At 66.1% G+C, this 20,592-nt stretch carries 28 protein-coding genes; 14 read left to right on the top strand and 14 right to left on the bottom strand.

The annotated features are described in order from the left end of the window. The first annotated feature begins 35 nt into the window (after positions 1-35). The 4 genes from EJ105_RS07880 (at position 36) to EJ105_RS07895 (ending at position 3,313) form a co-directional block, all read left to right on the top strand. On the top strand, positions 36-365 hold the full coding sequence (locus tag EJ105_RS07880) for a hypothetical protein (protein ID WP_250165892.1): 330 nt from the start codon (positions 36-38) through the stop codon (positions 363-365). 92 nt (positions 366-457) lie between these two features. After that, positions 458-2,452 carry a DNA polymerase III subunit beta gene (gene dnaN / locus EJ105_RS07885; RefSeq protein WP_250165893.1) on the top strand — a complete coding sequence of 665 codons (1,995 nt, stop codon included), beginning with the start codon at positions 458-460 and terminating at the stop codon, positions 2,450-2,452. Further along, positions 2,449-2,676, top strand: coding sequence for a hypothetical protein (locus tag EJ105_RS07890; RefSeq protein WP_250165894.1), 228 nt, complete (start codon positions 2,449-2,451; stop codon positions 2,674-2,676). Before dnaN ends, EJ105_RS07890 begins: the two co-directional genes overlap by 4 nt. Before the next feature lie 373 nt (positions 2,677-3,049). After that, positions 3,050-3,313: a hypothetical protein gene (locus EJ105_RS07895; protein WP_250165895.1), complete on the top strand. Its 264-nt coding sequence runs from the start codon at positions 3,050-3,052 to the stop codon at positions 3,311-3,313. Here EJ105_RS07895 and EJ105_RS07900 read toward each other — a convergent pair. The 14 genes from EJ105_RS07900 to EJ105_RS07965 all read right to left on the bottom strand — a co-directional run bounded on the left by EJ105_RS07900 (position 3,303) and on the right by EJ105_RS07965 (position 13,450). After that, positions 3,303-3,812, bottom strand: coding sequence for a hypothetical protein (locus EJ105_RS07900; protein ID WP_250165896.1), 510 nt, complete (start codon positions 3,810-3,812; stop codon positions 3,303-3,305). The genes EJ105_RS07895 and EJ105_RS07900 overlap by 11 nt on opposite strands. Before the next feature lie 88 nt (positions 3,813-3,900). Then, positions 3,901-6,045 (bottom strand): AAA family ATPase, encoded by a 2,145-nt coding sequence (locus EJ105_RS27985; RefSeq protein WP_250165897.1) that lies wholly within the window; start codon positions 6,043-6,045, stop codon positions 3,901-3,903. Next, entirely contained in the window at positions 6,042-6,464 is a 423-nt protein-coding gene (locus EJ105_RS07910; RefSeq protein WP_250165898.1) for a hypothetical protein, read from the bottom strand. Before EJ105_RS07910 ends, EJ105_RS27985 begins: the two co-directional genes overlap by 4 nt. Continuing rightward, positions 6,461-6,832, bottom strand: coding sequence for a hypothetical protein (locus tag EJ105_RS07915; RefSeq protein WP_250165899.1), 372 nt, complete (start codon positions 6,830-6,832; stop codon positions 6,461-6,463). Before EJ105_RS07915 ends, EJ105_RS07910 begins: the two co-directional genes overlap by 4 nt. Further along, positions 6,833-7,096: a hypothetical protein gene (locus EJ105_RS07920; protein WP_250165900.1), complete on the bottom strand. Its 264-nt coding sequence runs from the start codon at positions 7,094-7,096 to the stop codon at positions 6,833-6,835. Further along, positions 7,093-8,442: a DUF4942 domain-containing protein gene (locus EJ105_RS07925; protein WP_250165901.1), complete on the bottom strand. Its 1,350-nt coding sequence runs from the start codon at positions 8,440-8,442 to the stop codon at positions 7,093-7,095. The genes EJ105_RS07920 and EJ105_RS07925 overlap by 4 nt, the downstream gene beginning before the upstream one ends. Then, complete coding sequence (locus tag EJ105_RS07930; protein ID WP_250165902.1) at positions 8,439-10,421, bottom strand: DNA cytosine methyltransferase; 1,983 nt, start codon at positions 10,419-10,421, stop codon at positions 8,439-8,441. The genes EJ105_RS07925 and EJ105_RS07930 overlap by 4 nt, the downstream gene beginning before the upstream one ends. After that, complete coding sequence (locus tag EJ105_RS07935) at positions 10,418-10,696, bottom strand: hypothetical protein (RefSeq protein WP_250165903.1); 279 nt, start codon at positions 10,694-10,696, stop codon at positions 10,418-10,420. Before EJ105_RS07935 ends, EJ105_RS07930 begins: the two co-directional genes overlap by 4 nt. Beyond that, the gene (locus tag EJ105_RS07940) at positions 10,683-11,096 is read right to left on the bottom strand and encodes a hypothetical protein (protein WP_250165904.1); all 414 of its coding nucleotides are present in this window, start codon (positions 11,094-11,096) and stop codon (positions 10,683-10,685) included. The genes EJ105_RS07935 and EJ105_RS07940 overlap by 14 nt, the downstream gene beginning before the upstream one ends. Next, positions 11,093-11,371: a hypothetical protein gene (locus EJ105_RS07945; protein WP_250165905.1), complete on the bottom strand. Its 279-nt coding sequence runs from the start codon at positions 11,369-11,371 to the stop codon at positions 11,093-11,095. Before EJ105_RS07945 ends, EJ105_RS07940 begins: the two co-directional genes overlap by 4 nt. Then, positions 11,368-12,081 carry a hypothetical protein gene (locus tag EJ105_RS07950; protein ID WP_250165906.1) on the bottom strand — a complete coding sequence of 238 codons (714 nt, stop codon included), beginning with the start codon at positions 12,079-12,081 and terminating at the stop codon, positions 11,368-11,370. The genes EJ105_RS07945 and EJ105_RS07950 overlap by 4 nt, the downstream gene beginning before the upstream one ends. Further along, entirely contained in the window at positions 12,078-12,707 is a 630-nt protein-coding gene (locus tag EJ105_RS07955; protein WP_250165907.1) for a hypothetical protein, read from the bottom strand. The genes EJ105_RS07950 and EJ105_RS07955 overlap by 4 nt, the downstream gene beginning before the upstream one ends. Next, positions 12,707-13,120, bottom strand: coding sequence for a hypothetical protein (locus EJ105_RS07960; protein ID WP_250165908.1), 414 nt, complete (start codon positions 13,118-13,120; stop codon positions 12,707-12,709). Before EJ105_RS07960 ends, EJ105_RS07955 begins: the two co-directional genes overlap by 1 nt. Positions 13,121-13,171: 51 nt before the next feature. Continuing rightward, on the bottom strand, positions 13,172-13,450 hold the full coding sequence (locus EJ105_RS07965; RefSeq protein WP_250165909.1) for a hypothetical protein: 279 nt from the start codon (positions 13,448-13,450) through the stop codon (positions 13,172-13,174). Positions 13,451-13,580: 130 nt separating this feature from the next. Between EJ105_RS07965 and EJ105_RS07970 the strand changes: the two genes are divergently transcribed. The 10 genes from EJ105_RS07970 to EJ105_RS08015 all read left to right on the top strand — a co-directional run bounded on the left by EJ105_RS07970 (position 13,581) and on the right by EJ105_RS08015 (position 20,588). Further along, positions 13,581-14,243 carry a hypothetical protein gene (locus EJ105_RS07970; protein WP_250165910.1) on the top strand — a complete coding sequence of 221 codons (663 nt, stop codon included), beginning with the start codon at positions 13,581-13,583 and terminating at the stop codon, positions 14,241-14,243. Positions 14,244-14,538: 295 nt separating this feature from the next. Beyond that, positions 14,539-15,531 carry a YqaJ viral recombinase family nuclease gene (locus EJ105_RS07975; RefSeq protein ID WP_250165911.1) on the top strand — a complete coding sequence of 331 codons (993 nt, stop codon included), beginning with the start codon at positions 14,539-14,541 and terminating at the stop codon, positions 15,529-15,531. Next, the gene (locus EJ105_RS07980) at positions 15,528-15,986 is read left to right on the top strand and encodes a hypothetical protein (protein WP_250165912.1); all 459 of its coding nucleotides are present in this window, start codon (positions 15,528-15,530) and stop codon (positions 15,984-15,986) included. The genes EJ105_RS07975 and EJ105_RS07980 overlap by 4 nt, the downstream gene beginning before the upstream one ends. 2 nt (positions 15,987-15,988) lie before the next feature. Further along, positions 15,989-17,293, top strand: coding sequence for a hypothetical protein (locus tag EJ105_RS07985; protein ID WP_250165913.1), 1,305 nt, complete (start codon positions 15,989-15,991; stop codon positions 17,291-17,293). A 77-nt stretch (positions 17,294-17,370) separates the two neighbouring features. After that, a complete protein-coding gene (locus EJ105_RS07990; RefSeq protein WP_250165914.1) occupies positions 17,371-17,730 on the top strand; it encodes a hypothetical protein in 360 nt (119 codons plus the stop codon). Between the two features lie 10 nt (positions 17,731-17,740). Continuing rightward, the gene (locus tag EJ105_RS07995; protein ID WP_250165915.1) at positions 17,741-18,460 is read left to right on the top strand and encodes a 3'-5' exonuclease; all 720 of its coding nucleotides are present in this window, start codon (positions 17,741-17,743) and stop codon (positions 18,458-18,460) included. 66 nt (positions 18,461-18,526) lie between these two features. Continuing rightward, entirely contained in the window at positions 18,527-18,796 is a 270-nt protein-coding gene (locus tag EJ105_RS08000) for a hypothetical protein (protein WP_250165916.1), read from the top strand. Further along, positions 18,793-19,266: a single-stranded DNA-binding protein gene (locus tag EJ105_RS08005; protein ID WP_250165917.1), complete on the top strand. Its 474-nt coding sequence runs from the start codon at positions 18,793-18,795 to the stop codon at positions 19,264-19,266. The genes EJ105_RS08000 and EJ105_RS08005 overlap by 4 nt, the downstream gene beginning before the upstream one ends. A gap of 9 nt (positions 19,267-19,275) precedes the next feature. Beyond that, positions 19,276-20,379, top strand: coding sequence for an ATP-dependent DNA helicase (locus EJ105_RS08010; RefSeq protein WP_250165918.1), 1,104 nt, complete (start codon positions 19,276-19,278; stop codon positions 20,377-20,379). Beyond that, positions 20,376-20,588 carry a hypothetical protein gene (locus EJ105_RS08015; protein ID WP_250165919.1) on the top strand — a complete coding sequence of 71 codons (213 nt, stop codon included), beginning with the start codon at positions 20,376-20,378 and terminating at the stop codon, positions 20,586-20,588. Before EJ105_RS08010 ends, EJ105_RS08015 begins: the two co-directional genes overlap by 4 nt. Positions 20,589-20,592 lie beyond the last annotated feature (4 nt).

Raw genomic sequence — 20,592 nt, forward strand, 5'->3', positions numbered from 1 at the left:
GCGTCTCTCTCCTCTTCCTCCTGTGAGGTGCTCCCATGCGCTTTGATTTCGTCTTGGGCAATGGCTACCCCCATCCGTATCCGGAAGGCCTCTCCGAAGAGCAGCAGGAGGAGATTTCCGGTAATCTGGCAGTCGAGGACTTGCGCCTTAAAGGCGTCGGCTCTGTCGAGTGGCGGTTTGAGATGACAATCCAGTTCGTCGACCGCGCATCATATGACGACGCCAAGGCTGCAACTGATTGGGAGCCTTACGACGACCGCGCCCTGATCTTGTCCGTTAACCTGAAAGGTCCCGAAGGGCGTGGGGAGATGCCTGCGATCATCGTCAGGGACAAGGCTTACTGCCGCTGGATGCTAACAGCGTGACGTCGTGACGCCAGTCCGCGCCCTCTCACGGGAGGGCGCCAGCGGGCGCCAAGCCCCCCGGCAATTGTGCCGACCATCTAGGAGCTATGACCATGCAAACCGCGCACCTGCCGCGTGCCTCCCTGCGCGCCGCGCTCGCTTCCATCATCAAAGCGGTTCCACGCAAGGATCCGATGCCGATCCTTTCAACCGTGCTCATTGAGGAGCGCGACGGCGCCGTGACCATTCGCGCCACCGATCTTGACGCGGAGGTGTCGGCCATCGTCGACGGCGCCACCGCGACGGCAGGCTTTGCCGCCTGCCTCCCGGCGCACCAGCTGCGCGACGCGGAGAAGAATGCACCTGGTGCCGAGGATGCCGCGATTACCGTGGACGGTTCGGGCGCCGTGGCTGCCTTCGGCGCCCTCACGGTCCGCATGGTCTCGCGCGAGCCGCAGGACTTCCCGCGCATACCGGAGCCGGTGGAGCCGGTGGCGTTTACCATCCCGCGCGCCGCGCTCCGGGAGGCGCTGGCGGCAACCGAGTTCGCCATTTCGACCGAGGAAACCCGCTATTACCTGAATGGCGTGTTCATGCAGCCGAGGCCTGCGCCGGATTTTGGCGACGCGCTGCGGTTCGTCTCGACGGATGGGCACCGCATGGCGGTGCATGACTGCGGGGTTCGCAACCTTCCCGAATTCGAAGGCGTCATAATCCGGCGCGATACGGTCGCCCTCCTCCTGCCGCTCCTCAAGGCCAAGGGCGCGCCGGCCGCAGTGGTGGTGCGCTTCTCGCGCCAGCGGATCGAATTCACCTGTGGCGCGGTGGTGGTGCGGTCCAAGCTGATCGACGGCACCTTTCCAGACTATGGCCGATGCGTGCCGCGCGCCGACGTGGGCAACACCCGCGCCACGTTCAACCGGCGCGCCATGATCGAGGCAATCAAGGCGGTGGCCACCATCAAGGGCAAGCGCGGTTCTGCCGTGGGGCTTTCCTTTGCCGATGGGCAGGCGAAGCTTTGGGCTTCCAGCGAGGACGGCGGGGCCGAATCCTCCATTCCGTGCGAGGTCTCCGGAACGCCTCTCGATATCGGCTTTAATGGGCGGTACCTGCTCGACATTTTCGGCGCCATGAACGGCGACGTGGTGACGATCGAGATGCACGACGCCGGCGCGCCGGCGCGGATCGAGGAGCCGGACGGCACCCTTTACGTGCTGATGCCGATGCGCGTCGGGTTCCGCCCCGCCAAGCCGGCGACCATGGCCGCGCCGGCTCCTGAGGCCAATGCAGCGCCCGCCGCTACGGTAGTGGTGGAGGTGCCGCCCGTTCCTGCCGTCACCACCGCGCCCGCGCTTGCCGAGCCGGTAACCGCGCCCACGCCGCACGCGCCTCCCATAGACGCGCCCGCTCCAGCGCCCTCCGCCATCGTCGTCCCGTTCCCTCGCGCCAAGGCCGCGCCCGTGCCTCCGGCTCCGGCCGGGGCGGAGGCCGCTCCGCCCGTCCGGCTGGCGCGCGCGGTGCCGCCCAGCGCCAGCGGCGCGGCGTTCGGCAGGGAGCGGAGGAGCATCGGCACGGCCGCGCCGCGCCAGGCGGTGCCACCTCGCGCCCGCATCCCTGCCGATGGAGTTTCGTGCGGAGGCGCACCCCCTACCGAGGCAACTTCTCACGCGGGGCCACCCCCTACCGAGGCAACTCGATGCCGCGCCGCGGCCGCGCGCCTACTGGATGAACGCACAAGGTTGACCGCTGCGCCACCGCGGCGCGTGGTGCGGCTCGGCTCCGGCCAGGTGGTGACGCTTGGCACCTATGTCGCGGCCTGGAGGCGGGCCCGCGCCGCTCCGCCCGATGCCCGTTTCCGAGGGTCGCCGTGCGGGTGGGCGGGCGCCGAGGAGAAGGTGGCGGAGATCCTGCGGCAGTTCCGGGCCGGCATGGATGACCGGATAAACCAGCACCTGCCGTGGTTCGGGCGCGGGCGGAGGTGGGGGCCGGAGTGGCAGGCGGAGGCATCGCGCCTCGCCCGTGCGGTGAACACGCCCCGGCTGATCGTGAGGTGGGCACCGCCCGAATTCCGCGCTCGCCTCGCGCACCGGATCGAGGATGCGGCATGACCGGCCCCGATCCGCCCCGCCGCTTCCCCTACCCCATCGGCACGGTGGTGCGCGCCGTCGACACCTCCGGCCGGGAAACCATCGGCACCGTGGTGTCGTGCCCGAATGCCTATGACGTCAGGCTCGACGACGGCAGGTATTGGCCCGGCTCCTTGGTGGTGGAGGTCATCTCCTCCCCCGACGACGACATGGACTTGGACTTTCTGGAGGACTTCGACCTATGAGCCACCCCCATCCCTATCCCGTCGGCACTTGGGTGCGCGGGTTCGTCCACGGCCACCCCTACCAAGGGCATGTGACGGCGCACCCGACGCCAGACAGCATCATGGTTGGCGGGGCCAACTATGCCAACATCACCGTGCTCGAAAGCGAGGACTTGGACGCGCTGCCGGCGTTCGCTTTCGAACCCTCGCCGGATCGGGCCGCGTCGGCTGGGAGCAGCGCGCGACGGAGGCGGGGAGAATGAGCAGCCCTCGCGCCCCCACCCCCTACCGAGGCAATTCCATGTCGGTGCCGATGCCCACCCCCTACCGGGGAAATTTGACATCCCCCCCTACCGAGGCAACTTCTCGCAACCGCAAGGCGAGAGGATTCGGGATGGCGCGACGCTACACCTATGCACGCATCGACCGCCTCGAGCTCTCTCGCCGTCTCGATGCTCTTGGGGTGTCGGTGGGCCAGCTTTCCCGGGCCACGGGGGCGGACATGCGCCGAGCCCACCGGTGGCTCGACGGTTCCGAGGACATCCCGCCGCACATCGACCTCATCACCAGGACGTGGGAGCGGGTGCCGGGCGCACTGGCGGAGGCCAAGGCCTGGGCGGACGAAACCGCTCAGGACGGGCGCGAGTTCACGGAGTGAACGGCACCTTGTCAGCCACCAGCCCGTAGACAATCAGGGCGATGGCTCGATCCTTCCGCTCGATGCCGGTGCGCTGGGCGATCCCCCGCCCCTTCAGCACCCGCTTGAACGGCACCCTGACGGCCTTCGATAGCATCCAGAGGTGGAGCGCCTTGCGAACCACCTCATTGCCCACATATCGCTTCGGCCAATCCAGCGACTGCTCCATCTGGGCAATCTCATGCGTGCTGGCGGCGCGCACGATGCGGTTCCGCTGCCGGTCGCCCTTGCTGCGCTCTTCCGCCTCCTGCGTCTGCTGATACCAGAGGTCCAGCTCGCTATAGAGATAGGCCGGCATTGCCGAGCCATAGCCTCTCGGCCCGACGCGGCCGGCGGTGCGATGCGCCAGCTTGATCGCATCCTCCAAGCGCTCTTCGACCACATCCCTCGACCAGTCCTGATCGGCGCCGAACTGCTCCTCGTAGGCGGTGACGGTCGCGATCAGGGCGGCGAAGCTCATATCCTCCGCCGGGGGTACCGGGACAGTTTCGTGCGAAGCCGGGACATCGCTTCTCATTTTCGGGACATCTCCAGCCAAATGCGGGACATCAGCGGAATTCCAGCAGGTCAAGGTCTGCCTCGCTCATCCGCGTGAACTCGGCGTCGGTGACGGGTGAGGTCCACGCCCCGCCCGTGCTCATCCCCCTGACGGGCTTTCCGGTGAACCAGAGCCACGGATCTTGCGAGCCGATGACGCCGTGCTGGACCATGCGATCATGGGCGCGACGCCAGCGCTTGCGCAGTGTCTCCTGCTTCTGCTCATCGGTGCCGTCCAGCCCGCCGGCGTACTGGTCCCAATAGAGCCGTTTCGCGTGCTTGAGGTGGACGGCTCGCGTGATGCGCGGCGGACAGCGCACATCCTGCGGAGGCACCTGCCCATGCTCGGTGATGGAATCGAGAATGCATCGCAGGAACTGGCGATCGAGGTCCGTCCCCTCGAACCCGGCGGCGTCCGGCTTCTGGCGGTCAATGTCCTCCTTCGGCGGCACGCACACGCAGGAGGTGATCGCCTTCCCTTTGGCGTCGACCCCCACGTCAACAGAGCGCAGCACGAAGGGCCACGTCTTGCCCGCCTCTGCGTCCTTCTGCTTCGTCACCTTGGCATAGCGCATCGGCCGGCCGTCTTCGTCGGTGCGCTTGTCGTTCATCTCCACCATCACGACGTTCTCGACGTTGGCGAAGATGGACGTATGCCCGCGCGGCTTCAGCCCGCCGGCGTTGGCATGGTGGACCACCGAGACGGCCACGCCGAGGTCTTCCGCAATGCGCGTGGCGCGGGCTAGCACCGGGCCGATATCCCGCACGCTGTTCTCGTCGGCGCCCGGTGTGGCCGCGGCGAAGGTGTCGACCACCACCAGCCGGAGCGGGACGCCAAACCGTTCCTGGAATAGGCTGTGCCAGCCCACCCCATCCTCGATCAGGGCGTCTGTGTCCTCGTCGTTGGCGTAGAGGTTGAACTTGCCGGGCAGCAGCACGAAGGGGAGCGGATCGGTCGCTGGTAGATCGTGCCACTCTCGATAGGCGCGGAGGCGCTTCTTCAGGCCACGGCCGCTCTCCGCCGCGATGTAGAGCACGCCCCCTCTCTCCGCCTGGTGGCCGAAGAACTCGACGCCTCGGGCCACGCACATGCCCATCTCGACGGCGAAGAAGCTCTTCCCGTGCTGGCTGGGCCCGACGATCATCGATACCTGCCCGGCGGTGATGACCTGGTAGATGAGCCATTCGCTCTCGGCACCCACCTTGTCCATGTCCTCCCAGAGGATGGACATGAGGCGCGGCCTCCAGCGGTCATCGCGCTCGGGCGTGCGCGCGCTGGTCTGCGCAAGCTCGTAGAGGTGATCGACGGTCCCGCCTGCCTCCAGCCACTCCACCACGTCGCCCTTAGGCGGAAGGTTGGGCAGGTCGACATAGCGCACCCGCCTCGCCACCGGGAGCAGCTTTGACGCCACCAAGTCGCGGTGCTTCGCCCCCGGCTCGTCGTTGTCGGGAAGGATCACCACATCGGCGCCGGCGAAATACTCCTCGAACCCCTCGAACCACTTTCCCGCGCCCATGGGGTTGGTGGTGGCAGGGATGCCAAGGGCGGCCAGCCGATCGGCGGCCTTCTCGCCCTCGACGTAGAACACCAGCGACCGGCTGTCGATCGCCTCCTGCAGTTCGGCCAGCCGGTAGGGCACCACCTGAATATTCTTCAGGTTCCAGATCCACTGCCCCTCACGGTTCGGATCCGGGCGCCGCTGCTTGAAGGTCTTCTTGGCCTTGCCTGTCTTCGGGTCTCTCTCCCACGAGCCGTCGGCCAGCTGGAATTGCTGGCGCACCGTCTGGCAGACGAGGTTCCCATCGGCGTCGCGATAGTCGTAGACGGCGGCCTCGACCATCTTGGATGGCTTCTGGTGCGGGTTCGGCTGGCGCTCCACGCGGTCGCGCCCTTCAAGGAACCCGCGCTCCTCCATCCACCGCACCGCGTCGGCGTCGCTCCGCCCGGTCTCGCGCCGCACCAGCGCCAGCACGCCGCCGCCTTCCTTCAGCTCGTGGTCGAACCATGTGCCCTTGGCAATATCGAGGCTCAGCGAGCCGTTCCGCCCGTAGCGCGGCTCCTTCTCCGTCGACAGTTGCCGGTTCGGCGGGCCGAGGAGCTCGCCGGCGACGGCCGCGAGGTGCGGGGCAAAGTGATCGTCTGCGTGCTGGCTCACTTCCAGTCGATCCTTATGACCTCGATGCCCAGCGCCTCGGCCTGGCGCACACAGTCGGCGGTGCCGGCCCCACCGGGGAAGGCCAGCACCTTGTCGGGACGGAATTCGCGGAGCATCCGCCCGTTGCGCTCGGGCCCGGCGGCGGTGCCGAGCTGCTGCCAGTTCGCCATGAAGCCGGTGAACCGATCCTTCGGCAGGTGCTTCTTCGCCCAGCGCACGGCAAGTTCGTCGGCGCCGGTGCGGCAACGCCCGCACGCCAGATCGGTCAACTTCAGCCGCTCCACCGCGGCGGCCATGATCTGATCGAACCGCGCGCGCTCCAGGTCGGAGCGGTCCTTCGCCTCGCGGAAGGCGTCGAGCGGCGTGTGGGGAGGCACGAAGCCATAGTTCCGGCCGCCGGTGACGACGATGCGGGTCATTCGTCCCCCTCCCCTGCCTCGGCCGCCGCGCGGCCCTGCCAGTTTCCGAGGATCGACACCCGCGGAAGCGACACGGGAAGCTTCCGCGCGAGGCCGTCGTTGCGCCCCATGGTCACGACGTGGATGGTCATGACGTTCGGGCGGGGCACGTAGACCGGCTTCAACGGCTGGGGCTGCGGTCCTTGGAGAAGCTTTGTGCGCTTCTGATAGCGGGCGGCACGCGGGTCGCCGGCGTCGCACGCGGCGCGCAGGACGTTGCAGACAGCGGCCGTGGACATGCCCATCCGCCGGGCGATGTCGGATGTCTCAAGCTTCTGGCTGAAGAGAGTCAGGACCTTCTCATGATCGAACCTACGAGCGGGCCCCATCTATGCCTCCTCCTCGGAAGTCTCGGCCCGGCCGGCGACGATGCGCGGGCACCGCTCCTCGACCCGGCGCTTGGCCGTCTCCAGGCTGCCGTGGGCGCCGAAACGCTCGCCGAGGGCATGCGGATAGAAAAGCTCGGCATCGGCTGGATCGCTCGAAATGCCGAACCACTGCACGAAGCCGAAGAGCAGCGAGCCAAAGGTGAAGTCGATGCTCCATGAGCACTCGTCGCCGGTGGAGCGGGGCGCGGACCATTGCGGGGTCATGCGTCACCCCTGCTCATCGTCAACACCGTCGTGTTGATGTTCGTCCCGCTCTCGCTGAAGGAGCCGACGGGAAGGTCATCCCAGCTGCCGGTCAGCAGCCCGTGGTCATAACGAGCGGTCACCGGAAGAATGGCCGTGAGCCGCCCGCCGGGCTTGAGGAAGCGCATGGCGTGCTCGACGTGCCTCGCATAGTGGCGCCCGTAGAAGGGCGGGTTCATCACCACCTGATCGAAGTCGCCGGTCGGCTCGGTCTCCAGGAAATTCGCCGTGAGCACGCTGTGGCCCTTGGCACGGCTCTGCGCCGCCCGGGCCGCATCGACCTCGATGCCGAACACGCGCGCGCCGCGGGCGCGCAGCGCGTCCATGAACCGGCCGCAGCCGCAAGACGGCTCCAGCACGCGCTCGCCCGGCTTGAAGCGTAGATCGCCCAGCACGCGCTCCACCACGCGCGCCGGCGTCGGGTAATACTGCAGGTCTTTCGCCACCGCGGTGCCAGCGCGCGGGGCAGCGGGACGCTCTTCCGCCGCATCCGGCAGCACGTCGCCGTAGAACTCCGCCAGCGCGCGGTTCACGTCGCGCAGGGCCTCGGGACCGAAGAACAGGTGGCCGCGGCCGTTCTGGAAGCGCTTCAACCACACGCCGCGGCCGATCACGTCGATGGTCTTGTCGTCGTACCGGCCGTTGAAGGGGCTGGGGAAGGTCCCCCCGGCGTTCAACGCTTCGCCGTTCTTCTCCAGCAACGCCAGTTCCGGCCAGGTGAGGAGCGGCTTGCCCTGATAGGCCGCCAGCGCGTTGATGATGTCCCGCACCCGCTCCATGCCGTAGCAGGACGAATAGCTGTTGAAGCCGGCCAAGATTACCCGCTTGGGCAGGCCCTTGACGCCGATCTTCACCTTCTCGTGGCTCTTGAACGCTGGGTCCAGGCCCTCGAACTGCTCGGCGAGTCCGCGCAGGATCGAGCCCCACGGGTCCGCGATGTAGGCGCCGAAACGCTCGCGGATGTTTTCCACCGTGAAGGGCGGCGGGTCCGCGAACATCTGCTCGATGCGCTTCTTGTCGGCGGCGGAGGCGAAGTTCTCCAGCGCGTAGAGCTGATAGGTGTGCCGCCATGCCGAGCTGAGCAGAGCCTCCAGCATGTCGCGCTCGCCCAGCCGGCCGGTATCCAGCGTGCGATTGCCCCATGTCCCGCCGATGGACGCCGCCATCTTCACGGCGTTCTGCGCAGCCTCGAATTCGGCCAGGGCGGCGGGGACCGCGGCTACCTTCATCTCGTATTCGGCCACGAGTTCGGAGGGCTTACGTCGCCCGGTCGTGACCTCGCCGCCGGTGAGGATATGTGCGGTCATTCGCGCACCTCGGGCGTGTCGACCGACAACGCCACCGTCAGCGGCTGCACCCATATCGGGTCGCTCGACAGCATGAATGTCTCGCCGGTCCAGGCGAGCAGCAACGTGCGTCCCATAACGCCGGCGACGGCCGCCGCTGCATCGGGCGGCACTGCGTTGCCGATTCGCTCCCGGTGGGCGCTGTCCGAATTGCCGTCCATCTCGAATCCGAACCATTCGTCCGGGTCGAACAGCGACTGCAGAGCGGCGAGCTCGAGCGTGGTGAAGGGGCGGTGCCAGGTCCCGTCCTGGGCATGGATGACGGCCACCAACTTTTCATCGGCACCGGGAAGGTCGAACCTGGGCTCGTCATCCTCGACGACGGCCGGCCGAGGGTCCGCGACGCTCCATGGCCCGTTGTTATTCTTCGCGAATGCTGGCACTGCGCCACTCGGGCGCTCCCAAGGCACCACGCCATAGTGACCCTGCGTCGAGTAGCCGTCCCGGTGCTCGCCGTTCAGCGCGCGCGGTCGAGGATCAGCGACGGCAAAAGCCCCCTGCCCCGTCGTGCTGGCGCCGATGACGCTGCCCGCAGGTTCCTCGAAATGGGTGACGCGATACTTGCCGCCACCGCCGAAGCCGGCGGCGGCGCGCGGATCGGCGACACACCCCGCTCCACCAGCAGGATGAGTGCCGCCTGTCACCGTCTTGGCGGTGGCGTCCCAAGAGCGCACGCTCATGACGTTATGGTGGGTCGAAGCCCCGAACCCAGTTCTCGGGTCGGCTACCGCCAGTCCTCCGGCAGGACCGCCCGGGCCGGCGACGGCCGGAGAGATCCCCGCCCACGGCACGATGCGGAACACGTTGTTGAAGCGCGGCGGGCCGGGGATGCGCGGGTCCGACACCGCAAAGCCCCCCTGCCCGGGGGACTTCACGTTGATCACCGCACCCATAGGGTCTTCCATGCGCTGCACGCCATACTGGCCGTACTGGCCGGCCCCTTCCCGAGCGCGAGGGTCGGCCACGTTGAATGCGCCGTTGGTCGCGCCGTTATGCCCGGTGATCGTGCCGCTCGTGTCCTCCCACCGGTGGACGCCCAGCACACCGCCGTGCCAGCGCTCCGCAGGGACGATCGAGAAATCAGCAAGGTGGCCGTCCTCCACCTTGAGGCGGTTCAGCGACCGCCAGTCCGATCCGGCCTCAACGAAGGCCAGCCGCACCCAAGTCTTCCATTGGAGCGAAGGCATGCGATGCATCGGCCCCGCCCGCTCATGGCCAGGCATCGGCAGCCGCTCCAGCACCTCGCCGACGCCGCGCAAGCGCTTCTTCGGCGGCTCATAGAGGAAGGGCGGGACCTTCTCGCGATGCCGCGCCACCATCAGGAAGCGCTTGCGGCTCTGCGCCAGGCCGCCGAGCTCGCCGCAATCGTGCGTCGTCTCCGCGTAGGCGTATCGGTAGGCATCGTAGAGAGCCTGGATCTGGTCGAGCAGGGACCGCCCGCGGTTTGCAATGCGCGGCACGTTCTCGAACAGGAAGAATTCAGCCGGGTCGTCCTTGAACGCCTCCAAGGCCAGCCACACGGCGCGCAGCGTGAGCCCATTGAGGGCCTGGTATTTGGGGGAGAGCGATGTCTTTTCAGAGAGCAGCCCGGAGAAGCCCTTGCACGGCGCCGACACGAACCAGATGTGCGGCCGCTCGAACCCCATGGCCCGCTGCACATCGGCCGGCGTCGCCTCGCGCCAGCCCGCAGGTGGTTCCTTCCCGTGGAAGGCGCGGTACTGCTCCAACGACATGAGATCCAGCAGCGTGCCCTTCACGCCGGCGAAGCGCTCGAAATCACGGATACCGGCCGGGTCAACATCGATACCGCCGATGTTCCGGAACTTCGCCACGAGGTTGCCGACCCGGGCGTTCCCCTTGCGAAAGCCCTTACCGCCGAAACCCGAGCCGCAGCACAGGTGACCGACACGGATTTCTTTCTCCACGACGAGCGCGTTCATTCCTGGTCCTCTCGGAAATCTCGGGGGGAGCGACGCGGGCGCCACCGCTCGTCGCGCATCTCCTTCACGGTGAAGCAGTTGACGACGCGCCGTCCGACGGGATCGAGCGCGTAGACCATGCCGCCTTGGACGATGCGACGGGCGCCCAGGTCGATACCGGAGCGCGCTTCGTTCGCGATCTGCTGGCGCAGGGCATCAATGTCGACGCCGGCGACGCGCTCGATCCAGCGCAGGACGGCGTGGTCAGCGACCACGATGCGGTCACGGCTGCTCATGGGCGCCCGCGTCCTCAATGAGGTTCCGGAGAACGGTCGCTTCCTCCACCACCATCATGGTGATGACCCTCTCGGCGAAGGTTCGCGGGTCGACGCCGGCGCGGTCGGCCATCTCGCCAACGGCGTGCAGGGTCTCCCGGGGGAGCGAGAGCACCAGCAGCTCGCTCGACTTCGATTCCGGGAGCAGGTTGATGCCGAGCGACCGGAGAAGGCTCCGAACCTTGTGCCCCTGATCGATGCCGACGGCCTCGGCGATCCGGCCGGCCGTCATTCCCTGCCCCGCGAAGAACGCGCAGCGCACCTTGGTCGCGGTCGTGTACCGGCCGACCTTCTTGCGGGTCTCGCGGCGGTTGTTCGGGCCCAGGCGCTTGGCCGTTGTCGATGCCTTGACGTCGCTCATCGGCGCGGCCCCCTGAATTGAAGGCGTTCGATCAGGCTGTTCACCTGTTCGAGGTAGGGCCGGCACTTCACGAGGAAGGTCTCGGCGCGGTACATGGCGATGGCGCGCTTCAGCTGGCGCTCGTCCGGGCGCTTGCGCTTGCCGGTGGCGATCAGATCCTTCTGGATGACGATGATCCGGCTCGCCTCCTCGCGGAGCGCGCGCAGGGCGTCGCCCAGGCTGAGGGGTGGCGGCGCCCATTCGTCGGGCCAGTCGGGCGGGAGGTCGTCTCTCATGACGACCGCCTCCGAAGCCAATCCAGCTGGGGGCGCGGCACCGGGGGCGCTGTCATGTCCCAGACCATCCAGCACCAATCGGAGGAGCCGTTGCCTGCCTTCCCGCCACCAGCCAGGTAAACGCCAGGCGGACACGACACGCGCGGCGTGACGATCCAGATGCGGTGCGGCGGGTGCTCAGCGAACAGCCCATTGGCGCGCTCACCGCCTGCAATGAAGCGGATATCCACGAAAGCTGCGACCTTGCCGCGCGCGACCGCAATCGCCCTGCGGATAAAGTCCTCCGCGCCCTTCGCGCGGAAGAACGGCGGGTTCATCACGATGTTGGTCGAGTGCCACTCCGGGAAGGGAAGCCGGGGCGAATGCCCATCGCCAGAAGCCCGGGCCTCTCTGAAGTCGAACGTCCCGCCCCACCAATGTGGACTATCGTCTCCCGGCACTCGGCGAACGATGTCGGTCCCGACGACCTGACACCCTGCGGCATCCAACGCCGTCGGGATGTTCCCACCACCGCAGCAGGGATCCCACACCGGCCCCACGAACCGCTCGACGCGCAGCAGCGCCTCAGTGGCGGCCATCGGCTCGACATACCAGTCAAGCTCATCACGTTCCCATACGTGGGCGGACTTCGCCTTTGCGCCGGGCGCAGGCGGCGCGGGCACATTGTCAAGGAAATCAGCGTCGAACAGGGGGTCTTGGTCGTCGCTCACCACGGGATTTCCTCGATGTCGTCGTGAAGGACGCGGGACGGGTTGGTGCCGGTGATGCCCGGCCCCGAAGGCCGTTCGGTCGAGATCGGGGCGCCGGTGGTGCCCGTCCGGAAAAGCGGGGTCGTCGCGATGGCCGCCTTCGGGTTCTCGATCCCGCAGGCGTAGGCCCAGACGGCGCAAGCGTCGGCCGCGTCCGGGCTATCGAAGCGCCAGCCCAGCTGGCGACAGCGGGACTGCACCTGCTTCTTGCCCTCATCACCGCGGACGCCGCGGCCGAGGAAGTGCTTGCGGGCGTCGGCCACCAAGACCTCGCGGACCTTGATGGATTTGGCCGCCAGCAGCGTGTCGAAGAGAAAGGGCAGGCCCACCAGAACGCGGGTGGTGCTGAAGTTGGTATTCTTCCCCATGTGCCGGGGGTCGAATGGCGCCTCGTAATAGACGGCATCCACCTGGTTCATCTTCAGGAAGTCCGCCAGCCACCGCATGGCCCCGCACCCGACCGCGCCGTTGTCCGCACCCTCAGGCGCGAACTGCTTGGTGCTCGCCCGAGGCACGCCACCTGGTTGGCCGTAGGCCCAGCCCGTGGCGGTCGCCACGTCGAGCGCGAGGATCCACTCGGCGCCCATCACGCAGGGTCGGTGAAGTCGTCAAAGGCGTCGGCATTGGCCTTGGTGTCGGCGGCCTTCTGCTGCGCCCCCGGGCTCGGCTTCTTGGCGTCACGTGCGGCCGCCGCCTCCCACATGGCTTCCCAATCGGCGATCTCGTCGTCACCGATGCTATGGTTCAGGGCGTCGATCTTGCGGCTCAGGTCGCGCCGCTTGATCGTCTTCTTGAACAGTTTCGGGTCGATGCCACGCGCCTTCGCCTCCTCAAGGATCCGCTCCTCGGACTCCTTGTGGTCCTTGCACTGGGCGCGGAAGGCGCCGCGGTCGCTCTCGCGGTCCTGCTGCACCTCGTCCCAGCGGTCGAGCAGCGCGTTCATGACCTTCGGATCGGGGGTGTTCGGCTGGGCGCTGGCAGCGCGTGCTCGCTTGGCCATCTCAATGTCCTGACGTGGGAAAGCCCGCGGGCGGCGCGGGCGGCCGGGGGGCTACTCCGCCGCGGTCGTGCGCTCGACGCCGATCGAGACGGGCTGAGGCTCAGGGCGCTCGATGTCATCGGGCCAGGCCAGTCCGGCAGGCCAGAAGTTGCTGTAGGCCTGAACCACCTCGTCGTAGGTCGACACGAGGAAGCTCCGCCCGGCGCGGATGGTCTGCACGAGGTTGTGCTTCCCCGTGAGCGAACCAATCGTCGACCACTCAGAGCGATTGGTCGCCTGGGAGAGGGTCTTGGTCAGCCGAAGGATGTTGGACGAGAGGCGCGACTGCATGGTCATGCACACAATGAAAGTTGGATTCCAACTTTTCGTCAAGTCGTTTCGCTTGAAAATTTTACCGCCATACGCCATCAAGAAATAGCGGTAACCAACTCCGAAAGGGGTAGATCAGAGAAAGGAACGCATGCTCAAAGAACGGATCGAAGCGCGCCTTGATGCGCTAGGCCTCAACCAGTTCCAAGCCGTTGAGGGCACACAGCTCGCACGGCATTTCATCTACGACATCCTCGCCGGGCGGAAGCAGAACGTCAGAGCGAAGAACCTTCAGGAACTTGCCAGAGCACTTCGCTGCTCGGTCTCGTACTTGGAGGGAAAGTCGGACGACATAGGTTTGCCGCCGAAACAACCAACTTCTTCTATTGCGGCAAAGCCGTTGACGACTGCGGGAATAATTGACGCGCAGTCTTGGCGCCGCGAAGGTGCCGACTCCACCGACGTAATCGAGGCCCCTCCGCTGCCCCAATACGCTGCCAGCCGGCAGATGATTTTCGTCTATCGCGGCGAGCCTTTCCAGCAGATCAGAGACGGTATGTTCGTCGTCGCGATAGACGCTCAGGATTACATTCGGAATCATGGGATCATTGGTCCCGGGTCCAACGTGATCGTGCAACGCAAGCGCCGCATGGACGACGAGGATTTCACCCAGACGACGATCCGAAAGCTGACGACCTCGGCGGCCGACCGCGCCCTGGCCAAGCGGATCGAGGCGGCAACCGACACGAAGTCAGGGAATGACGACGGGCGGGTAATTGCAGTGCCCGTGCTGGCGATGCAGCCGATTGTGTGAACCTTTCACGCGCACGCTCGCGTGAATATAATAACCCTAGATATTATACTTACGGCTGGAATAAGGGGCGCCTCGGGCGCCCCCTTTCATTTCATACACCAGCTTCTCCGAGTAGCTCTGGTCGGGTATAGTTCAATCCGCGCGTAGCAACAGATATGCCATTTTCTCGGTTGGAGTGACGAAATTTTTTTCGGCAAAATCCAACTTAAGAGGGTTGTAATCCAACTTTTTCCGGGCAAGTGTAGTCCTGCGTCGCTCGCGGAATGGCTGCGTCGTCGCGACAAATGGACAGCACATGGCGATTCAAAAGATCGATGTCGGCTCCCGTGCCGACTGGCTGAAGCTGCGCGCCCATGACGTGACAGCTTCTGCGGCTGGCGCCCTTTTCGGCGTCCATCCCTACGTCTCCGCCTATGGCCTCTTCGCCCTGAAGGCCGGCCTCAATTCCGAGGACGCCGAGGAGAGCCAGGCAATGCGGCGCGGCCGCTTGCTGGAGCCGGTGGCAGTGCAGCTGCTCCGCGAGGAGCGGCCCGACTGGAAGGTTCTTCACAACAGCGGGCCGAAGCAGTTCTACATGCGCGACACCGATCTGCGGATCGGCGCCACACCGGATGTCCTCGTCCAGTGCCCCCAGCGCGGCAAGGGCGTCATCCAGGTGAAGAACATCGAGCCCCGCGTCTTCCGCGAGAAGTGGCAAGGCGGCTCGTCGAAGGGTGAGATCGAAATCCCCCTCTGGATCATTATCCAGGCCATCGTCGAGGCGCGGCTCTGCAAAGCGGACTTCGCCTGCGTCACGCCCATGGTGGTGTCCTACGGCGTCAACATGCCGATCCTCGACATCCCGCTGCACGACGGCATCTGGAACAAGCTGGTCGAGAAGGTCGGCGCGTTCTGGAACGAGAACGTCGCCAAAGGCGTGGCGCCGCCGGCCGACTATGCGCAGGACGGCGAGCTGATCGCCAGCATGTACGCCGAGGCTGACGGCACGACCATCGACCTTTCCCGGGACAACCGGATGATGGAAATCCTCGCCGAGCGCGAGGTGCTGAAGGCCCGCGAGGCGGACGGCAATGCGGCCGAGAAGGCCCGCAAGATGCTTGACGCGGAGATCCTGCATAAGCTGGGCAACGCCACCGTCGCAGACCTCGGGAATGGCGTGACCGTCTCCGCCCCGACCACTCACCGGGGCGCCTATGAGGTGAAGGCGGGCAGCTATCGCGCCGTCAAGGTGAAGGGCTTCAAGCTTCCTCCCGGGCCCGGCGCCAAGCCGGCGGAGGACGCAGCGTGACGGCGCCTCGCCTCCCCCTCGCGCCCGTGGTGGTGGAAGCCGAGCCGGACACGGATGGGGTCGGGTTCCGTGTGCATCAAGGCGAACGCTACCACCCCTGCCTCGATTGGGGCGAGATGGTTCTCCAGATCACCGCCCTCACATGGTCGCCCGAAAGCCGTCCTCGCTTCCCGATGCTGACCGCTGACGAGTGGGCAGAGCGGGATCGCCGGGGCGACGAGCAGCGGGCCGCACGCCAGGCCGAGGACACCAAGTTCGTGTCCCTGCGCATCCCCAAAGCCGAAGCCGAACAGCTCTCGTCTGCCCTGTCGGACGTCCTGTGCTGGGCCGCCGGCTTTGCCGCCGCGAACTATGACCGCGGCGTCTCCGGCCCGATGGGCATCGAGCAGCTGCGCGACCTGAACCGCAAACTGAAGGCCGCGCTGTATCCGGCCGATTTCGAGGAGGTTTTCTGACCATGAGCAACGCGTTGAGCCTCACCGAGGCCGAGCAGAGGGTGGCCGACCGCATCACGCCGCAGGGTGCTCGTGGCGTCGCCATTGTGAGCGGCAGCGGCCTCGTCATGGAGAACATGGAGCAGGCGCTGGAGTTCGCCAAAATGATGGCGATCGGCGGCGTGGCTGTCCCTAAACACTTGCGCGGCAATCCGGGGGCATGTCTCGCCGTCATCATCCAGGCATTGGAATGGCGCAAGTCCCCCTATGCCGTCGCGAACAAGTCCTACAGCGTCAACGACCGCTTGGCCTACGAGGCGCAGCTGCTCGCCGCTGTCGTTATCGAGAACGCCCCTCTGAGCGGTCTCCCGGCCTACTCCTACACGGGTGAGCCAGGCACAACGCGCAAGTGCACGGTTACCGTGAAGCTGAACAACGGCCAGACGATCGAGCATGTGTCGCCCGAGGTGGCGAAGATCACCCCGAAGAACTCGCCCTTGTGGAAGTCCGACGAGGATCAACAGCTCGGCTATTACACGGTTCGCGCTATGGCCCGCCGGAACTTTCCTCACATCCTGCTCGGCGCGAGCGATCCGGATGACGCTGCCGGCGCGGCTCAGTACGACGCCCCTGCTCCCCGCGACATAACCCCGGCAAAGCCCTCCACAACCGAGAAGCTTGATCAGCTGGCAGGCACCAGTGCGCTCGGCGGAGAGCAGGATCAGATCGCACGGGAGCAGCCGGCGCCCGTCGTAGGCGAGGTCATCGAGCCGGAGAAGCCCAAGGCCGCCCGCAGCCGCAAGACGGCGGCGGCAAAGCAGGAGCCGACGCCACAGCCCACCCAGCAGGAGCGCGTCGCGGAGGCGGCGTCCCATCCGACGGTGCAGGCGGCGCTCAATGCCTTCCCGGGCTCCGAGGTGAGCGACGTTCGGCTGAATGACGACGATGGTGATGGGAGCGAGGTGGAGCAGTCCGCCGATGCTCTGGCGCCGAGCGTGGACGATGATCCCTTCGACGAGTTTGACGAGCCCGCGCCGACCGAGGCGGTTGATCCGGAGGAAGAGCGGATCCTGACCCGCCTGGGCGACATGGACAACGTTCCCAGCTGGATCGACGACGTGAAGCTGGGGCGTCAGTTCCTCGCTGGTCACGATGCGGCAACGCAGGGGCGCCCTCTGAGCACCATTCCCTCCGACATGCGTTCCGACCCGTCCCGTGCTTCGGAGTGCCAGGCATGGGCTGCCGGCCACGATGCGGTCACCGGCGACAGCAGTGAGAAGCGCCGCGAACGGAAGGCCGCTCGCGAGAAGGCCCAGCAGCAGCGCTGACCCGCCGGCCCGCCGGGCAAGCGGGCCTCATCACCACCGGACCTGACACAACGCCCTCTTGGGCGAAGGAGACCCCCATGCTTCACACACGTCCCGATTACGCCCACATCCAAGACCCCCACGGCAAGATCCCGACCGAGGAACCGGTGTTCCTGCTCCGGGGATGCGATGTGGCGGCGCCCTACGCGATCTTCGCCTGGGTTGCCATGGCCGAGCGCTTCGGTGCCGACCCCTCCTTGACCAAGACGGCGCTGGAGCAGGTCAAGCGCATGCACGAATGGCAGGACGCGCACGGCGCCAAGGTGCCCGACGGGCCGAAGGCAAGGTATCCAGAACCGGCCATGCCCACTCTCTCGGACGAAGAGCGCAAGCTGGTCAGCAGCTTTCGCGACACATACGCCGCTATCGGCCGGCACCCGATCGTCCTCTTCGTCTGAGGCGCAGGCGATGCTGATCCGGTGCGTCGACTTCGAGACCACGGGCGCTCCCACCAAGATGGAGAAGCACGCCGTCTGCGAGGTCGGCTGGTGCGATGTGGTCGGCGACGAAGACGACGATCTGCCTTGGGGCCACGGGATGCCGAGGGCGATGCTGGTCGACCCCTGCAGGCCGATGCCACCTGAGGCGGCAGCGGTCCACGGCATCATCGACGCTGACCTGGTGGGCGCGCCTCAGATGGTCACCGGCTTCATGGAGTTGATGAAGGGGCCGCCGTCGATGTTCTGCGCGTTCAACGCGGACTTTGAGCAGGCGTTCTTTCAGGGTGGCGATCTGCCGTGGGTCGACCCCTACAAGGTGGCGGTTCGGCTATGGCCGGACGCGCCCAACCACAAGCAAGGGACGCTCCGCTACCTGCTTGGCATTCCTCTCGATCGGGCCGCGGCGTTCCCGCCGCACCGCGCCGGCCCCGATGCCTACGTTCTCGCCGGCATTCTTGCGCACATCCTCAATGAGGGTCTGTGCAGCCTGGACACGATGGTGCGCTGGTCCAAGGGGCCTGCGCTCCTGCCCAAATGCCCGATCAGCGACGAGCATCGAGGCAAGCCATTCAATGATGTTCCGAGCAGCTTCCTCAAATGGATCCTCGATCCGAACAAGACCTTCAGCCGCGATCTGAAGGCAACGGCGAAATACCATCTGAAGTTGCGCGATGAGCTAATTACGTGACGCTGCGATAACCAAGAAATTAATAACTTGTTAAGAATTGAGGCATGCCACGCCTACGATTGTGGCGTGAGTAAAACTCTTAAGGTCAGGGCAATGAACTCAAAACAACTCCGCGATAACAAGCCTCCTCCAGACGACATCCAGATACCGATAGCTGAATTGCGGCTTTCGCAGGAGCAGGCAGCCGAAATGGCGCGGGCCGCGGCGGCCAAAGCCGCCACAGTCATGAGCCCGGCGGAATGGGAAGCCCTGAGGAAGTCTTGTGCCAACCCCATCAGCGCCGACGCGGAAATGCTCTTCGGGCACCCGAAGGACTTCATCGGAGGCAAGAAATGAGGGGCAAGAACGTCGTCACGCTCATGGGGAACCTCACAGAGGATCCGGAGCAGAAGCGTTTCGAGGGTCAGCGGTCGCTCGTCAGCTTTCGCCTGGGCGTCACCGAGAGCTATCGCAAGAACGGCGAGAACCACGAAGCAACCGAGTGGATCAATGTGAAATGTTGGGGAGATGGCCTCAACGATTTCATCATGAAGAACCTCGCCAAGGGCGATCGTGTCTACGTCGAGGGTAAGTTCAAGACCGACAAGTACGATAAAAACGGAACGACGGTCTACACGAGCTATGTGGTCGTGAGCGGCTTCGATGGCAGCCGTGTCGACATCATGATGAAGGCTGGACAGCAGCGGGGCGCTTCGGCGCCCCGCGAGAGCGACGGCCAGCCGAGCCAGCAACGATCGCGACAGCAGCAGCCGGCGGCCCAGCCGTCGCAGCAGCAGAGCGCGTTCGACGACGAAATCCCCTTCTGAGGCGATGGCATGAGCTGGTCCCCCCAACAGGAAGGCGCGTTGAAGGCCGTGGCCGAGTGGCTGCGCGACGAGCACGCTCCGCAGGTCTTCTACCTTGCCGGGTTCGCCGGCACGGGCAAGACGACGCTGGCGAAGGAACTCGCCGGCAGCGTGTCCGGATCCGTGCTCTTCATGGCCTTAACCGGCAAGGCTGCGCTGGTGCTGCAGACCAAGGGGTGCTGGGGTGCCCGCACCATCCACTCGACCATCTACAAGTCGCGGGAGCGGGCCGGCGGCGTCACGGAGTGGATCCTCGACCCCGACGGCCCGATGAAGGATGCCGCGATCGCCGTCGTCGACGAGGTGTCCATGGTCGGGCCGGACCTGGGCAACGACCTCCTCTCCTACGGCAAGAAGATCCTTGTGCTCGGCGATCCTGCCCAGCTGCCGCCTGTACGCGGCGAGGGCTTTTTCACCGCGCGCCGGCCCGACTTCATGCTGACGGAGGTTCATCGCCAGGCGCAGGATAACCCGATCATCCGCATGTCCATGGACGTGCGCGAGGGGCGCCAGCTTCAGTTCGGTCGGTACGGGAGCAGCAGGGTCATATCCACCCGCGATGTGGACCGGGGCGAGGTGCTCGCCGCCGACCAGGTGCTGGTAGGGATCAACCGGACACGCCGGCTCTACAACGAACGCCTCCGGAAGCTTCGCGGCTTCGGCGGCCCGGTGCCGCATGTCGGAGAGCGCCTCGTCTGCCTGAAGAACAACCGGACCAAAGGCCTGCTGAACGGAGGCCTCTGGGACGTGGCAGACCTGATCGAGGCCGAGCCGCACGCCATCAAGATGATCGTATCGCCGAATGACGCGGGCGCCGTGCGCCAGCCGGTCGAGGTCGAGGTTCACCCCCACTTCTTCGTTGGCCGCGAGAAAGAACTCTCCATCCCGGAACTCAAGCATTCCGATCAATTCGACTTCGGGAATGCGCTGACTGTCCACAAGTCGCAGGGCTCGCAGTGGGAATACGTCTACCTGTTCGATGAGAGCGGGGCGTTTCGGGACGATGCCTGCAAGCATCTTTACACCGGATTAACCAGAGCGGCGAAGGCCGTGATTATCGCGAGGGCAGCATGACCACCGACACCACTATCAGGGACAACGTGAACATCCTTGCCGACATGCTCAAGGCGGAGGCCAGCAAGAGCGTCGCAACGGAGGACAGGCGTGCTGCGCACGCGACGATCGATGCGGTGAGCAACCTCATCGTCGGCGCGCTGGAGGACTTCGCCAGCATCGCCTCGTCCCTGGAAACCATCGCGGACAACAAGCGCTCCGGCGCGTGAAGGA

Source organism: Xanthobacter aminoxidans, assembly GCF_023571765.1.
GTDB classification, from domain to species: domain Bacteria; phylum Pseudomonadota; class Alphaproteobacteria; order Rhizobiales; family Xanthobacteraceae; genus Xanthobacter; species Xanthobacter aminoxidans.

Excerpts from the sequence above, each read along its gene's own strand:
- EJ105_RS07965 (WP_250165909.1), bottom strand. The coding sequence starts at position 13,450 with ATGCAGTCGCGCCTCTCGTCCAACATCCTTCGGCTGACCAAGACCCTC.
- EJ105_RS07925 (WP_250165901.1), bottom strand. The coding sequence starts at position 8,442 with ATGACCGCACATATCCTCACCGGCGGCGAGGTCACGACCGGGCGACGT.
- EJ105_RS07930 (WP_250165902.1), bottom strand. The coding sequence starts at position 10,421 with ATGAACGCGCTCGTCGTGGAGAAAGAAATCCGTGTCGGTCACCTGTGC.
- EJ105_RS07900 (WP_250165896.1), bottom strand. The coding sequence starts at position 3,812 with ATGAGCTTCGCCGCCCTGATCGCGACCGTCACCGCCTACGAGGAGCAG.
- EJ105_RS07945 (WP_250165905.1), bottom strand. The coding sequence starts at position 11,371 with ATGAGAGACGACCTCCCGCCCGACTGGCCCGACGAATGGGCGCCGCCA.
- EJ105_RS07895 (WP_250165895.1), top strand. The coding sequence starts at position 3,050 with ATGGCGCGACGCTACACCTATGCACGCATCGACCGCCTCGAGCTCTCT.
- dnaN (WP_250165893.1), top strand. The coding sequence starts at position 458 with ATGCAAACCGCGCACCTGCCGCGTGCCTCCCTGCGCGCCGCGCTCGCT.
- EJ105_RS07990 (WP_250165914.1), top strand. The coding sequence starts at position 17,371 with ATGCTTCACACACGTCCCGATTACGCCCACATCCAAGACCCCCACGGC.
- EJ105_RS07985 (WP_250165913.1), top strand. The coding sequence starts at position 15,989 with ATGAGCAACGCGTTGAGCCTCACCGAGGCCGAGCAGAGGGTGGCCGAC.
- EJ105_RS07995 (WP_250165915.1), top strand. The coding sequence starts at position 17,741 with ATGCTGATCCGGTGCGTCGACTTCGAGACCACGGGCGCTCCCACCAAG.
- EJ105_RS07975 (WP_250165911.1), top strand. The coding sequence starts at position 14,539 with ATGGCGATTCAAAAGATCGATGTCGGCTCCCGTGCCGACTGGCTGAAG.
- EJ105_RS08010 (WP_250165918.1), top strand. The coding sequence starts at position 19,276 with ATGAGCTGGTCCCCCCAACAGGAAGGCGCGTTGAAGGCCGTGGCCGAG.
- EJ105_RS07880 (WP_250165892.1), top strand. The coding sequence starts at position 36 with ATGCGCTTTGATTTCGTCTTGGGCAATGGCTACCCCCATCCGTATCCG.
- EJ105_RS07890 (WP_250165894.1), top strand. The coding sequence starts at position 2,449 with ATGACCGGCCCCGATCCGCCCCGCCGCTTCCCCTACCCCATCGGCACG.
- EJ105_RS08015 (WP_250165919.1), top strand. The coding sequence starts at position 20,376 with ATGACCACCGACACCACTATCAGGGACAACGTGAACATCCTTGCCGAC.
- EJ105_RS07960 (WP_250165908.1), bottom strand. The coding sequence starts at position 13,120 with ATGGCCAAGCGAGCACGCGCTGCCAGCGCCCAGCCGAACACCCCCGAT.
- EJ105_RS07915 (WP_250165899.1), bottom strand. The coding sequence starts at position 6,832 with ATGGGGCCCGCTCGTAGGTTCGATCATGAGAAGGTCCTGACTCTCTTC.
- EJ105_RS07970 (WP_250165910.1), top strand. The coding sequence starts at position 13,581 with ATGCTCAAAGAACGGATCGAAGCGCGCCTTGATGCGCTAGGCCTCAAC.
- EJ105_RS07920 (WP_250165900.1), bottom strand. The coding sequence starts at position 7,096 with ATGACCCCGCAATGGTCCGCGCCCCGCTCCACCGGCGACGAGTGCTCA.
- EJ105_RS08005 (WP_250165917.1), top strand. The coding sequence starts at position 18,793 with ATGAGGGGCAAGAACGTCGTCACGCTCATGGGGAACCTCACAGAGGAT.
- EJ105_RS07910 (WP_250165898.1), bottom strand. The coding sequence starts at position 6,464 with ATGACCCGCATCGTCGTCACCGGCGGCCGGAACTATGGCTTCGTGCCT.
- EJ105_RS07935 (WP_250165903.1), bottom strand. The coding sequence starts at position 10,696 with ATGAGCAGCCGTGACCGCATCGTGGTCGCTGACCACGCCGTCCTGCGC.
- EJ105_RS07955 (WP_250165907.1), bottom strand. The coding sequence starts at position 12,707 with ATGGGCGCCGAGTGGATCCTCGCGCTCGACGTGGCGACCGCCACGGGC.
- EJ105_RS07940 (WP_250165904.1), bottom strand. The coding sequence starts at position 11,096 with ATGAGCGACGTCAAGGCATCGACAACGGCCAAGCGCCTGGGCCCGAAC.